Source organism: Paraburkholderia sp. PGU19 (assembly GCF_013426915.1).
Lineage (GTDB): Bacteria > Pseudomonadota > Gammaproteobacteria > Burkholderiales > Burkholderiaceae > Paraburkholderia.
Genome location: NZ_AP023179.1, coordinates 317,847 through 330,727 on the forward strand (window position 1 = coordinate 317,847; position 12,881 = coordinate 330,727).

At 63.1% G+C, this 12,881-nt stretch carries 16 protein-coding genes; 13 read left to right on the forward strand and 3 right to left on the reverse strand.

The features are described 5' to 3' along the window. Positions 1–81: 81 nt before the first annotated feature. Positions 82–828, reverse strand: a complete 747-nt coding sequence (gene gpmA / locus H1204_RS01385) for a 2,3-diphosphoglycerate-dependent phosphoglycerate mutase (RefSeq protein WP_180729510.1) — start codon at positions 826–828, stop codon at positions 82–84. Between the two features lie 152 nt (positions 829–980). Here gpmA and H1204_RS01390 point away from each other — a divergent pair, with 152 nt between their 5' ends. The 5 genes from H1204_RS01390 to H1204_RS01410 all read left to right on the forward strand — a co-directional run bounded on the left by H1204_RS01390 (position 981) and on the right by H1204_RS01410 (position 4,031). Then, entirely contained in the window at positions 981–1,406 is a 426-nt protein-coding gene (locus H1204_RS01390) for a rhodanese-like domain-containing protein (protein ID WP_007577684.1), read from the forward strand. Continuing rightward, entirely contained in the window at positions 1,403–1,666 is a 264-nt protein-coding gene (grxC, locus tag H1204_RS01395) for a glutaredoxin 3 (RefSeq protein ID WP_035986834.1), read from the forward strand. The genes H1204_RS01390 and grxC overlap by 4 nt, the downstream gene beginning before the upstream one ends. Positions 1,667–1,834: 168 nt before the next feature. Beyond that, a complete protein-coding gene (secB, locus tag H1204_RS01400; protein ID WP_007577679.1) occupies positions 1,835–2,305 on the forward strand; it encodes a protein-export chaperone SecB in 471 nt (156 codons plus the stop codon). Between the two features lie 21 nt (positions 2,306–2,326). Continuing rightward, positions 2,327–3,325: an NAD(P)H-dependent glycerol-3-phosphate dehydrogenase gene (locus H1204_RS01405; protein WP_180729511.1), complete on the forward strand. Its 999-nt coding sequence runs from the start codon at positions 2,327–2,329 to the stop codon at positions 3,323–3,325. 154 nt (positions 3,326–3,479) lie between these two features. After that, positions 3,480–4,031, forward strand: coding sequence for an O-acetyl-ADP-ribose deacetylase (locus H1204_RS01410; RefSeq protein ID WP_180729512.1), 552 nt, complete (start codon positions 3,480–3,482; stop codon positions 4,029–4,031). Here the strand turns inward: H1204_RS01410 and trmL are convergent. Both trmL and H1204_RS01420 read right to left on the reverse strand, forming a co-directional pair. Then, positions 4,004–4,474 (reverse strand): tRNA (uridine(34)/cytosine(34)/5-carboxymethylaminomethyluridine(34)-2'-O)-methyltransferase TrmL, encoded by a 471-nt coding sequence (trmL, locus tag H1204_RS01415; protein WP_180721404.1) that lies wholly within the window; start codon positions 4,472–4,474, stop codon positions 4,004–4,006. The genes H1204_RS01410 and trmL overlap by 28 nt on opposite strands. A 17-nt stretch (positions 4,475–4,491) precedes the next feature. Beyond that, the gene (locus H1204_RS01420) at positions 4,492–5,298 is read right to left on the reverse strand and encodes a ComF family protein (RefSeq protein ID WP_180729513.1); all 807 of its coding nucleotides are present in this window, start codon (positions 5,296–5,298) and stop codon (positions 4,492–4,494) included. A gap of 83 nt (positions 5,299–5,381) precedes the next feature. Here H1204_RS01420 and H1204_RS01425 point away from each other — a divergent pair, with 83 nt between their 5' ends. From H1204_RS01425 to H1204_RS01460, 8 genes are all read left to right on the forward strand, one after another. After that, positions 5,382–6,347 (forward strand): methyltransferase domain-containing protein, encoded by a 966-nt coding sequence (locus H1204_RS01425; protein WP_180730830.1) that lies wholly within the window; start codon positions 5,382–5,384, stop codon positions 6,345–6,347. Positions 6,348–6,617: 270 nt separating this feature from the next. Continuing rightward, entirely contained in the window at positions 6,618–7,097 is a 480-nt protein-coding gene (locus H1204_RS01430) for a DUF2244 domain-containing protein (protein WP_180729514.1), read from the forward strand. Between the two features lie 71 nt (positions 7,098–7,168). Beyond that, positions 7,169–8,842 carry a cytochrome c oxidase subunit II gene (coxB, locus tag H1204_RS01435; protein WP_180729515.1) on the forward strand — a complete coding sequence of 558 codons (1,674 nt, stop codon included), beginning with the start codon at positions 7,169–7,171 and terminating at the stop codon, positions 8,840–8,842. A 47-nt stretch (positions 8,843–8,889) separates the two neighbouring features. Continuing rightward, complete coding sequence (gene ctaD / locus H1204_RS01440; protein WP_042306345.1) at positions 8,890–10,503, forward strand: cytochrome c oxidase subunit I; 1,614 nt, start codon at positions 8,890–8,892, stop codon at positions 10,501–10,503. Positions 10,504–10,618: 115 nt separating this feature from the next. After that, the gene (locus tag H1204_RS01445; protein WP_007579644.1) at positions 10,619–10,756 is read left to right on the forward strand and encodes a cytochrome oxidase small assembly protein; all 138 of its coding nucleotides are present in this window, start codon (positions 10,619–10,621) and stop codon (positions 10,754–10,756) included. A 68-nt stretch (positions 10,757–10,824) separates the two neighbouring features. Further along, entirely contained in the window at positions 10,825–11,439 is a 615-nt protein-coding gene (locus tag H1204_RS01450; protein WP_180729516.1) for a cytochrome c oxidase assembly protein, read from the forward strand. A 37-nt stretch (positions 11,440–11,476) separates the two neighbouring features. After that, the gene (locus H1204_RS01455) at positions 11,477–11,683 is read left to right on the forward strand and encodes a DUF2970 domain-containing protein (RefSeq protein ID WP_007579648.1); all 207 of its coding nucleotides are present in this window, start codon (positions 11,477–11,479) and stop codon (positions 11,681–11,683) included. Positions 11,684–11,831: 148 nt separating this feature from the next. Further along, complete coding sequence (locus tag H1204_RS01460) at positions 11,832–12,689, forward strand: cytochrome c oxidase subunit 3 (RefSeq protein ID WP_180729517.1); 858 nt, start codon at positions 11,832–11,834, stop codon at positions 12,687–12,689. The last annotated feature ends 192 nt before the right edge of the window (positions 12,690–12,881 follow it).

The window sequence follows — 12,881 nt, forward strand, 5'->3', positions numbered from 1 at the left end:
AAGCGCACGGCACGCGCGAAGCGCGCGTGCCGTGACCCGCAGCGGCATGGCGGCGGGTCACGATCATTGGACTGGCCGTGATCAGCCTGCCTTGCCCTGCTTCGCGACAGCGGCCTGCGCCTTCGCGATCGCTTCCTGATCGCCGAGGTAGTAGTGCTTGATCGGCTTCAGGTCTTCGTCCAGTTCATAGACGAGAGGCACGCCGTTCGGGATGTTCAGCCCGACGATGTCGTTGTCGGAAATGTTGTCCAGATACTTGACCAGCGCGCGGATCGAATTGCCGTGCGCGGCGATCAGCACCTTGCGGCCCGACTTGATCGCGGGCGCGATCGATTCGTTCCAGATGGGCATGACGCGCGCGACGGTGTCCTTCAGGCATTCCGTGAGCGGCAGCTGCTCGCGCGGCACCTTCGCGTAGCGCGGATCGTCGTACGACGTGCGCGAATCGGTCGGCTCGAGCGCGGGCGGCGGCGTGTCGTAGCTGCGGCGCCAGACCAGCACCTGCTCGTCGCCGAACTTCGCGGCCGTCTCGGCCTTGTTCAGGCCCGACAGGGCGCCGTAGTGGCGCTCGTTCAGACGCCACGAGTGCACGACGGGCAGGTACATCTGGTCCATCTTGTCCTGCACGTGCCACAGCGTGCGGATCGCGCGCTTGAGCACCGAGGTATAGGCGATATCGAACGTATAGCCCGAGTCCTTGAGCAACGTGCCTGCCTGCTGCGCTTCGAGGTTGCCCTGTTCGGTCAGGTCGACGTCGACCCAGCCTGTGAAGCGGTTTTCCTTGTTCCACGTCGATTCGCCGTGGCGGATGAGAACGAGTTTGTACATGTCGTTGCCGGTCGGTAGTGAGGAAGCGGGAATCGGGGCGGTACCGCAGCCTTCAGCTGGCGGTCGCCATCGCGTCAGACGGTTATTTTATAATGGTCGGATTGCCCTTTCCGATTTATCCCGATTTCTTCTCTTTTTCCGGCGGATCTTCCGTGAAGTTTTTCACCGATTACACCAACCTTGTACTGATCGCTGTCGCCCTCATCTCTGGGGCGTTGCTCCTGTGGCCGTCGATTTCCCGGCGCGGACGCGGCGGCCTGTCGGCGGCTGCAGCCACCCAGCTGATCAATCGGCGCAACGCCGTGGTCGTCGACCTGCGTTCCGCGGCGGAATACGCCGGCGGGCACCTGCCGTCGGCGCGTCACGTCGAATTTGGCGAGTTGCAAGCGAAAGTCGCCCAACTCGTGAAAAATAAGAGCAACCCGGTGCTGCTCGTCTGCCAGAACGGACAGCAGTCGAACAAGGCGGCACGTATTGTGCGCGACGCAGGCTATGCGGAAGTGCACGTGCTGGAAGGCGGCGTCAACGCCTGGCAGCAGGCGGGCATGCCCGTCGTCAAACAAGGAGTTGCGAAGTGAACAAAGTGATCATGTACAGCACGCAGGTGTGCCCGTATTGCCAGATGGCCGAACGTCTACTAAAGTCGCGCGGCGTCGATCACGTCGAAAAGGTGCTGATCGACAAGGATCCGGCGCGCCGTCAGGAAATGATGACGCGTACAGGCCGTCGCACGGTGCCGCAGGTGTATATCGGCGACACGCACGTCGGCGGCTACGACGATCTGTCCGCGCTCGATCGCGCGGGCGGTCTGACGCCGCTGCTGGCAGCCGTCGCCTGAGGTTTTGCCTTCGCGCCGCGCCGGTTGTGCCGGCAGCGGCGTGCGGTAGCGAAAAAACAAGGCCGGGTTCGCACCGGCCAGCTGGATGCCGCCTTACGGGGCGGCCCGCTTTGTAAAGAGATCTGGCGGCATTCGTCCGCCGCAACGAAATTTAGGGAGTAGACACTCATGTCCGACGAGAACAACCAACCGTTCTTCAATATCCAGCGCATCTACCTGAAGGACATGTCGCTCGAGCAGCCGAATTCGCCGGCTATTTTCCTCGAGCAGGAAATGCCGTCGGTCGAAGTCGAAGTCGACGTGAAGGCCGAGCGCCTCGCGGACACGGTGTTCGAAATTCTCGTCACGGGCACCGTGACGGCCAAGGTCAGCGACAAGGTCGCGTTCCTGATCGAAGCCAAGCAGGCAGGCATTTTCGACATCCGCAACATCCCGGCGGAGCAGATCGATCCGCTCGTCGGCATTGCGTGCCCGACCATCCTGTTCCCGTATCTGCGTTCGAACATCGCCGACGCGATCACCCGCGCAGGCTTCCCGCCCATCCACCTCGCCGAAATCAACTTCCAGGCACTGTACGAGCAACGCCTCGCGCAGATCGCCACGCAGGAAACCGGCGCGGGCAGCGCTGCGCATCACTGACGCGCGCAGCCGGTGCCGGATATGAAGGTTGCCGTTCTCGGCGCCGGTGCATGGGGCACCGCACTCGCCGGCCATCTGGCCGCGCGGCATGACACGGTGCTCTGGGCGCGCGACGCCGCGCTCATCGCCGAACTCTCCACTTCGCACGAAAACGCCCGCTATCTGGCGGGCGTTGCGTTGCCGTCCGCGCTTCGCTTCGAAGCGAATCTCGATTTCACACTTGATCACGCGCTCGCCGATGACGCGCTGTGCGTGGTCGCGACACCCGTCGCGGGCTTGCGCGCCATGTTGCGCACGATGCGCGACATGGGCAAGGTGCCGGCGCACATCGTGTGGCTGTGCAAGGGCTTCGAGGCGGACACGCAACTGCTGCCGAATCAGGTCGTAGCTCAAGAGTTGAGCGGACACGCGAGCAACGGCACGCTGTCGGGCCCGAGCTTCGCGCGCGAAGTGGGGCAGGGGCTGCCCGTGGCGTTGACGGTGGCGAGCGCGTCGGCGGCATGCCGCGAGCGGACTGTCGGGGCGTTCCATCACGGCGCAATGCGTATCTATAGCGGCGACGACGTGGTCGGCGTCGAAGTGGGCGGCGCGGTGAAGAACGTGCTGGCCATCGCCACGGGCATCGCCGATGGCCTTGGTCTCGGGCTGAACGCACGTGCAGCGCTGATCACGCGCGGTCTTGCCGAAATGTCGCGCCTCGGCGCGGCGCTGGGCGGCCGGGCGGAAACGTTTACGGGCCTCACGGGTCTGGGCGATCTGATCCTGACCGCGACGGGCGATCTGTCGCGCAACCGCACGGTCGGCATGCAGCTCGCAACGGGCCGGTCGCTCGACGATATCCTCAACGCGCTCGGGCATGTCGCCGAGGGCGTACGCTGCGCGCGGGGCGTGCTGTCGATCGCGCAGTCGCACGGCATCGAAATGCCGATCACCGAAGCCGTCTGCGACGTGCTGTTCAACAACGTCGCGCCACGCGATGCCGTCAGCGCGTTACTGCGCCGCGACGCGAAGGCTGAATAAAAGCCGTTGTCCGAAGCGGGCCTCGCGGCCCGCAGCCCATTTCAGCAATTTGCCTGAAGGTGTTTTACACAGCCGGTAATGGCCAACGCCGAACGGCTCGTTTCTTTTGCTGTCCACCTCCTATCGTTGTTGCATCGAATCTGGAGGTTTTCCCATGCTCACCATTGGCCATTGCTCGCTTGAGGCGCGGGTCGTCGACATCACGACGCTCGACGTCGACGCGATCGTCAACGCGGCGAACACATCATTGCTGGGCGGCGGTGGCGTGGACGGCGCGATTCATCGCGCGGCCGGCCCTGGCCTGCTGCGCGAGTGCGAAACGCTGGGCGGTTGCGTGACAGGCGACGCGAAGATGACGGGCGGCCATCGGCTGAAGGCGCGTCATGTGATTCATGCCGTCGGTCCCGTGTGGCACGGCGGCGAGCGGGGCGAGGCGACATTGCTGGCTGCGTGCTACAGGCGCTCGCTGGAGCTGGCGCGCGACGCCAAAGCGAAGAGCATCGCGTTTCCTGCGATCAGTTGTGGCGTCTACCGTTTTCCCGCCGACGAAGCCGTGCGTATCGCCGTTCAAACGGTAATCGACATACTGCCGCAAACGCCCGGCATCGAGCATGTGATCTTCGCGTGCTTCGACGAAGCGATGCACGCGCGCTACAGGTCCGAACTCGAACGACGCCTTCAGGCGCCGCCTTCGAAGCCCGCCTGACGCCACGCCTCGAACACGACCACGGCGACGGTGTTCGACAGGTTCAGGCTGCGATTGTCGGGGCGCATCGGCAGGCGAACCCGCTGTTCGGGCGGGAAGCGGCTCAACACGGCGTCCGGCAGGCCGCGCGTTTCCGCGCCGAACACGAACCAGTCGCCAGGCAGGAACGCGTGTGAGTGGAACGGGCTGGAGCCGCGCGTCGTGAACGCGAACATGCGCGAGAAATCGGGCGCTTCGCTGTCGATCAGCGCGTCCCAGTTGGGGTGCACGCGCATCTGTGCGTACTCGTGATAGTCGAGGCCGGCGCGGCGCATTCTCGCGTCGTCGAGCGGAAAGCCGAGCGGCTCGATCAGATGCAGGCGCGCGCCCGTGTTCGCGCACAGGCGGATCACGTTGCCGGTGTTCGGCGGAATTTCAGGTTCGACGAGAACGACGTTGAACATATCAAGGTGAGTCGGAGTTAGTTTTTCGGCGTGCGAAGCGCGACGAGATTCGTCACGCGCCGCGCGCCGGCTGCCTTCAGCGTGCGAGCCAGCGCATCGAGTGTCGCGCCCGTCGTCATCACATCGTCGACGATGGCGACATGCAGTCCGTGCACCGGTCTTGCCACTTCGAACGCGCGGCCGACATTCTGCCTGCGCGCATCGAGATCGAGCTTCGATTGGGGCGCCGTGTCGATCACGCGCCGCACGAGCGTCGCGTCGCCGCGAATGCCGAGCACTTTCGCGCAGGGCCGCGCGATTTCCCATGCCTGGTTGTAGCCGCGCTCGACCAGCCGCCGCGCCGATAGCGGCACGGGCGCGACGACGTCCGGGCGATCGCGGTCGTCGAGCGTGTCCGTCGCGGACCACGCGAGACGCCGCGCGAACTCATGCGCGAGCGCAAGCCGCCCGCGGAACTTGAGGCCGACGGCGAGTGCGTCCAGCGGCGCGCGGTAGTCAGCCAGCGCCACGGTCGCGTCGAACGCGGGCGGCGCGGCGAGGCAGTCGCCGCACCGGTAATGCATGACGCTTGCCCGCCGGAAGCCGCTCAACGGCATCGCGCAGACGGTGCAGCGCAGCCGCGCTTCGTTCCACCATGCCTCGTCGCAAAAGCCGCACAGCGTTCGATGCGACATATTGCCGCACAACGCGCACGGGTTCGGCAGCGCGCAACGCGCGAGCGCCGGAAGTTTCGAGATGGATCGTTGCGCGACCTCGATGAACCGTTCTTGAAGCGGTCGCCCGGAAAGTGTGGCGCGAGACCACCGAAAAGCCCAATTCGGCATATCGACACGCCTCCGAAGGCCGCTGACGCTGAAGGGACGGAATCGAGCGAGTATACTTCGCACTCTTCGTCCGCACGACTCGAATAACCGTGTCTCCCACCGAAACTGGCCGTCCGGCCTATGATTCGCGCCGTCTCCGGAAGATTTTCGACCGCCGGGCCGCGACCTTCAATGACGTCGCGTTCCTGCCACGCGAGATCGCACAACGCATGCGCGAACGGCTCGACTACATCAAGGTCAATCCGGCGCAGGTGCTCGACGCCGGGTGCGGCGCGGGCGACGACCTTCCCGCGTTGCGCGAGCGCTTCCCCGAGGCGCCAGTGTTCGGCACCGATCTTTCCCGCGCGATGCTCGCGCGCGCGGTCCAGCACGACGCTACCGACACCAGTTGGCGTCGTTTTTTGCCCGCATCGCTCGGTAAGGCGCTCGGCTCGCGCGGTCCGCGCTTCGCTCAGGCCGATTTTTCCGCGTTGCCGTTTGCATCGGGTGCATTCGAGTTCATCTGGTCGAATCTCGCGCTGCACTGGCACTCGCGGCCCGACCTCGTTTTCCCCGAATGGCAGCGCGTGCTGAAGGTCAACGGCCTGCTGATGTTCAGCACGCTCGGGCCTGACACACTGAAAGAACTGCGCGGCGCGTATGCCGAAATCGAAGCGGCGCACGGCGTCAATACGCACAAACATGTAATCGACTTCGTAGACATGCACGATCTGGGCGATATGCTTGTCGAAAGTGGCTTCGAAATTCCCGTGATGGACCAGGAGACCTTGACCATCACTTACAAGTCGCCGGAGTCGCTGCTTGCCGACGTGCGTCGCTGGGGCGCTTATCCGTTCCGGAGCAACACGACGCAGGGCGTCGCGTCGCGGCGCATGCACAAGGCGCTGCTGGCCGCGCTCGAGGCGCGCCGGCGGGCCGATGGCACGATCCCTCTGACTTTCGAGGTGATCTACGGACATGCATGGAAGGCGGTGCCGAGAACGACCCCAGAAGGGCACGGAATCGTGCGAATAGAAGACATTGGAAGAGGGCGGCAGGGCAATCGTTGAGTCGGTAAAGAGGGCATCCGTTATGCTCGAAATTAGCGGCTCGAAAACTGCGTCAAAACGGCGCAGAGGCTTGTGTGGCTTGGCTTTTCGGCCGATAGAGCGTTGCTTGTGGATGCCCTGGATCGGCCCTATAATGCGTCAGTTTGTCGCTTAAAGCTCACACAATAGGAGCGACAGGCCCGAGGCCTTTGCGGTTCGGGTGGCGGTAGTTGCGCTGGGCATGAATGGCGTTGGCGGTATGCGGTGACTGGCGGTTCGCGGGAGGCAGCGATGAGTGCAACCGATCTGCTGGCTGAGTCAGAACCCGTCCTCAAGGACTGGTTGATGAAGCGCAACTGTTCGGCTTCGCCGCGGCAATTCGTGTTCTTCTATGTCTCGCTCGCGGCATTCTCGCTCTTAATAGCATTCCTGCTGGTCCTGTGCGGTGCATGGCTGGTGTTGCCGTTCACGGGTATCGAGTTGCTCGCTGTCGGTGTCGCATTTGCAATCTATGCACGCCATGCTGTCGATTACGAGCGCATCCGGCTGTTTCCCAACCGGCTCGTGATCGAACAGGTCAGCGCCGAGCATCTCACGCAGTTCGAATTCAACCCGTGCTGGGTGCGGGTAGAACCAGGAGCGACGCCGCGCGACCGGGTCAGACTGGTTTCGCGTGGCGAGACGGTCGCGGTCGGGCAGCACCTTGCGCAATATCGGCGCGCACAATTCGCCGACGAACTGCGTCTGTGGCTCAGGCAGTGTCAGGCGTAAAAAGTTGCGTATTGAATCGCGCGCCGTTCCAGAAGACGAGAGGCAGCCTTCCAGCGGGGTCGAGGGTTTGAATGGAAATTTTGGGTAAGGAAGCTATGAAAACAATCAAGCGAGCCCTCGTGGGCGTGCTGGCGTGTAGCAGTTTGCTCTTCGCTGGTGCGGCCCATGCAATCGGCGACAGTCCTGGCGGCCCACGCGTCAACGAGATCAATCTCCAGCCGCCCGTGACGAGGATTGCCGAAGAGCTCTACAGCCTCCACACGTTCATGCTGATCCTCTGCACGGTGATCTTCATCGGCGTGTTCGGCGTGATGTTCTATTCGATGTTTGCGCACCGCAAGTCGAAGGGCCACAAAGCCGCGCATTTCCACGAAAGCACCACCGTCGAAATCATCTGGACGATCGTCCCGTTCATCATCGTCGTGCTGATGGCGCTGCCCGCCACCAAGACGGTCGTCGCGATGAAGGACACCACCAACGCCGATCTCACCGTCAAGGTCACCGGCTATCAGTGGAAGTGGGCCTACGACTACGTGAAGGGCCCGGGCGAAGGCATCAACTTCCTGTCCACGCTGACCACGCCGCGTAGCGAAGTCGACGGCCGCACGCCGAAGACGGACACCTATCTGCAGGAAGTCGACAATCCGCTCGTCGTTCCCGTCAACAAGAAGATTCGCATCATCACCACCGCCAACGACGTCGTGCACTCGTGGTACGTGCCCGCGTTCGGCGTGAAGCAGGACGCGATTCCCGGCTTCGTGCGCGACACGTGGTTCAAGGCGGAGAAGACGGGCACGTATCGCGGTTTCTGTACCGAGCTGTGCGGCAAGGAACACGCGTTCATGCCCGTCGTCGTGACCGTGCTGTCGGACGACGACTACGCGAAGTGGGTCGACGACCAGAAGAAGAAAATGGCCGCCGGTCTGGACGATCCCAACAAGAACTACACGCTCGCCGAACTGACCGAGCGCGGCGGCAAGGTGTACGCGGCGAACTGCGCCGTCTGCCACCAGCCGACGGGCAAGGGCGCGGGCGCGTTCCCGGCGCTCGACGGCAGCAAGGTCGCAAACGGCCCGCTCGCCGAGCATGTGAGCATCGTCCTGAAGGGCAAGAACGCGATGCCGGCGTGGGCGCCGACGTTGAACGACGTCGAGATCGCATCGGTCATCACGTTCGAGCGCAACTCGTGGGGCAACCACACGGGCGACATCCTGCAACCGAAGCAGGTTGCCGATGCACGCAACGGCCGTCTGCCGGCGGGTGGCGATCACCTGGCGGGCGCGGCGGCGGCTGCCGCCTCGGATGCAGCCGCGGCGAGCGGCGCGGAAGGCGCGAGCGGCGCAGCTGCGGCCAGCGGCGAAGCGGGCGCATCGGCCCCCGCGGCGGCCTCGGGCGCATCGGACAACGCAGCGGCATCGGCGCCGCAAGCGTCGCTGCCTGCCAGCGTCTACTTCGAAACGAACAAGAGCACGCTGCCCGCCGACGCAAAAGCCGCGATCGACGCAGCCGCCGCGTACGCGAAGGCTCACCCGGACGCGAAGTTCACGCTGTCGGGCTACACCGACGCAACGGGTTCCGCCGACAAGAACGCGAAGCTCGCGAAGGCGCGTGCCGAAGCCGTGCGCGACGCGCTGAAGGCAGCAGGCATCGCCGAAGACCACATTATTTTGAAGAAGCCGGAGACGATCACGGGCGGTGCGGACGCGAAGGAAGCACGCCGTGTCGAGATTAGCCCAGCGGCCTGACGTGTCACAGTCAGAGAAAAGCAGCATTCGAGATTTAGGAGATTGTCATGTCTAGCATCGGACACGATGTAGCCGCGGGGCACGAGCACGTTCACGGCGATCATGCCCACGAGACGCCGCATGGCTGGCGCCGCTGGCTGTACGCCACCAACCACAAGGACATCGGTACGCTGTACCTGCTGTTCTCGTTCATCATGTTCCTGTCCGGGGGCGTGATGGCGCTGGGCATCCGCGCCGAGCTGTTCGAGCCGGGCCTGCAGATCATGCGTCCCGAGTTCTTCAACCAGCTGACCACCATGCACGGCCTGATCATGGTGTTCGGCGCGATCATGCCGGCCTTCGTCGGCTTTGCGAACTGGATGATTCCGCTGCAGATCGGCGCATCGGACATGGCCTTCGCACGGATGAACAACTTCAGCTTCTGGCTGTTGCCTGTCGCTGCCGTGCTGCTGGTCGGCTCGTTCTTCACGCCGGGCGGCGCGACTGCCGCCGGCTGGACGCTGTACGCGCCGCTGTCCACGCAGATGGGCCCGGGCATGGACTTCGCGATTTTCGCGGTCCACATCATGGGTGCATCGTCGATCATGGGCGGCATCAACATCGTCGTGACGATCCTGAACATGCGCGCTCCCGGCCTCACGCTGATGAAGATGCCGATGTTCGTCTGGACGTGGCTGATCACCGCCTACCTGCTGATCGCCGTGATGCCGGTGCTGGCTGGCGCGATCACGATGGTGCTGTTCGACCGCCACTTCGGCACGTCGTTCTTCAACGCGGCAGGCGGCGGCGACCCGGTGATGTATCAACACATCTTCTGGTTCTTCGGTCACCCCGAGGTCTACATCATGATCTTGCCGGCGTTCGGGATCGTGTCGCAGGTGATCCCGGCGTTCGCGCGCAAGCCGCTGTTCGGCTATAGCTCGATGGTGTACGCAACGGCGTCGATCGCGATCCTGTCGTTCATGGTCTGGGCGCACCACATGTTCGCCACGGGCATGCCCGTCACGGGCCAGCTGTTCTTCATGTACGCGACGATGCTGATCGCCGTGCCGACGGGCGTGAAGGTGTTCAACTGGGTCGCGACGATGTGGCGCGGTTCGCTGACCTTCGAAACGCCGATGCTGTTTGCCGTGGGCTTCCTGTTCGTGTTCACGTTCGGCGGTCTGACGGGCCTGATGCTCGCGATGGCGCCGCTCGACATCCAGTATCACGGCACTTACTTCGTGGTCGCGCACTTCCACTACGTGCTGGTCGCGGGGTCGCTATTCGGCCTGTTCTCCGGCTGGTACTACTGGTCGCCGAAGTGGACGGGCTGGATGTACAACGAGACGCGCGGCAAGATCCACTTCTGGTCGTCGCTGATCTTCTTCAACCTCGCATTCCTGCCGATGCACTTCGTGGGTCTCGCCGGCATGCCGCGTCGTTATGCCGATTACCCGGCGCAGTTCACCGACTGGAACCAGGTCATCACGATCGGCGCATTTGGCTTCGGTCTCGCGCAGGTGTACTTCCTGTTCGCGGTCGCGCTGCCGGCATATCGCGGCGGCGGCGAACTCGAACAGGCGGGCGACAAGCCGTGGGATGGCGCAACGGGCCTCGAATGGACCGTGCCGAGCCCGGCTCCGTTCCACACGTTCGAAAATCCGCCGACGGTCGAATAAGCCGTCTTCGACGTCCGCTCCGGCTGAACAGTGCCGGAGCGGACCGGCTGGACCGAAGCGGGACCGAAGCGGGACCGAATCATCACGCAGCAACGCAGCATCAAGAAACTTCAGCATGACCCGGAATCCACAAAAAAGCCGTACGCCTGAAGAAATTCGTGCAGGAAATCTGCGACTCGGTCTGATTCTGCTTGCCGTCGTCGCCGTCTTTTTTCTGGGTGCCGTCGTCAAGCAGGTCTGGTTTGCTTCGTGACATGACCTGACCTGACCTGCCGTGACGAGTTGGACTCGCCTGTGCATGTGATCTGTTGAGGAAGTTCGATGTCGACGCAACCGCCCGCCGGGGCCGACCGCTCTTTTAACCGTCCGATGCTGTTCAAGCTCGTCGTCGTGGCGTTGTTGATGTTCGGCTTCGGCTTTGCGTTGATCCCGATGTATCGCGCGATCTGCGAGGTAACCGGCATCAACAACCTCGTGCAGCGTGACGCAACGGCGCGCGAGGCGAAGAACACGCAGGTCGACATGAGTCGCACGATTTCGATCGAGTTCGACGCGAATGCGCGCGGACCGCTCGGTTTCAAGCCGGAGCAGAACAGTATCGACGTGCATCCGGGTGAAGTGACCACGGTGATGTACGACGTGAGCAACCAGCAGGCGCGCACGATCCAGGCTCAGGCCATTCCGAGCTACGCGCCGAAGCAGGCCACGGAGTTCTTCAAGAAGATCGAGTGTTTTTGCTTTACGCAGCAGACGTTGAAGGCGAACGAGTCGAAGCGGATGCCCGTGGTGTTCGTCGTCGATCCGAAATTGCCGAAAGACGTGAAGACGATCACGCTGTCGTACACGTTCTTCGAACTGAACGCGCCTGCGCCCTCGGCGCAAAGCACGCAAGGTCAGACGGCGGACGGTGCAGCGAAAGCAACGAACCCGGCCTGACGCATACCAACGACGCCTGCCCAAAGAAGGCAAGGATATGAACGATAGCGGTCGCGGCAGGAAGAGCAGTTTCGGCCAGTCGATGAAAGCGGTGATGTGGTCGTTTTTCGGTGTGCGCAAACGGCGCGATCTGGAAGCGGATGCCACGCAGCTCAATCCGCTGCACGTGATCATCGCGGCGCTGATCGGCGCGGCGATTTTCATCGGGGTGTTGATCCTGATCGTGCGCGTGGTGGTCGGCTAGTCGAGCGTTGGAGCGAAGCAGAACTGAATGGATGGAGCAGGGCGGCGCAACGCAGCGCGCCGTTGGAGATAGAGCCGGGGCGCAGCGCAGTCGGCTGCGGATTCAACCGGACCAAGCAGAACAACTGGACTGAAGTGGAGAATCAACGATGAGCGGTCAAAACGAGAGCCCGTACTATTTCATACCGCACCCGTCGCGGCATCCGATCAGCGCTGCGATTGGCCTGCTGGTCATGCTCGGATCGTTTGCGGCGTGGGTAAACGGCGAGCCGTGGGCGCCCATCACGGCGCTGGTCGGTCTGCTGTGGTTGCTCTTCACGCTGTACCACTGGTTCGGCGATGCGATCTCCGAGTCGGAAGGCGGGATGTACGGCAAGAAGGTCGATGCGTCGTACCGCTGGAGCATGAGCTGGTTCATCTTTTCGGAAGTGATGTTCTTCGGCGCGTTTTTCGGCGCACTGTTCTATGCGCGCCAGATCGCGATGCATCAGCTCGGCAGTCTCGACTACAAGCTGATCTGGCCGGATTTCACGGCGGTATGGCCGAATATCGGACCGGCTGATCTCGTGTCGCACTTCAAGTCGATGACGCCGTGGCCCGTGCCGACTATCAACACGGCGCTGCTGCTGTCGTCGGGCGCGACGCTGACGGTCTCGCACCACGCGCTGCGCGACAATCACCGCACCAAGGCGATTGCATGGCTCGCAGCCACGCTGGTGCTGGGCGTTTCGTTCCTGTTCCTGCAAGGCTTCGAGTACTTCCACGCGTACAACGAACTGAATCTGACGCTCGCATCGGGCGTATACGGCTCGACGTTCTTCCTGCTGACGGGTTTCCACGGTTTTCACGTGTTCCTCGGCGGTACGATGCTGGCCATCGTGATGATTCGTCTGATTCGCGGGCATTTCACCGCCGATCATCACTTCGCGTTCGAAGGCGCGGCGTGGTACTGGCACTTTGTCGACGTCGTGTGGCTGGGTCTGTACGTCGTCGTGTACTGGCTGTAAGCGTCGTTCGAAAGCTACGGAGCCTGCGCGATTTGTGCGTCATATCGACGCAGAAAGCCGCAGCAGGCTGCCTGCAAGTGGTTGGCGCCTGACGTGCTGTGAGCGTCGCGCGTTCAGTTGTGAGATCTGTATCGGAAAGACTTAGGCAGCGCCGCCCTCGACCCCGTCAGGGCGGCGTTTTGCTTCGATGGT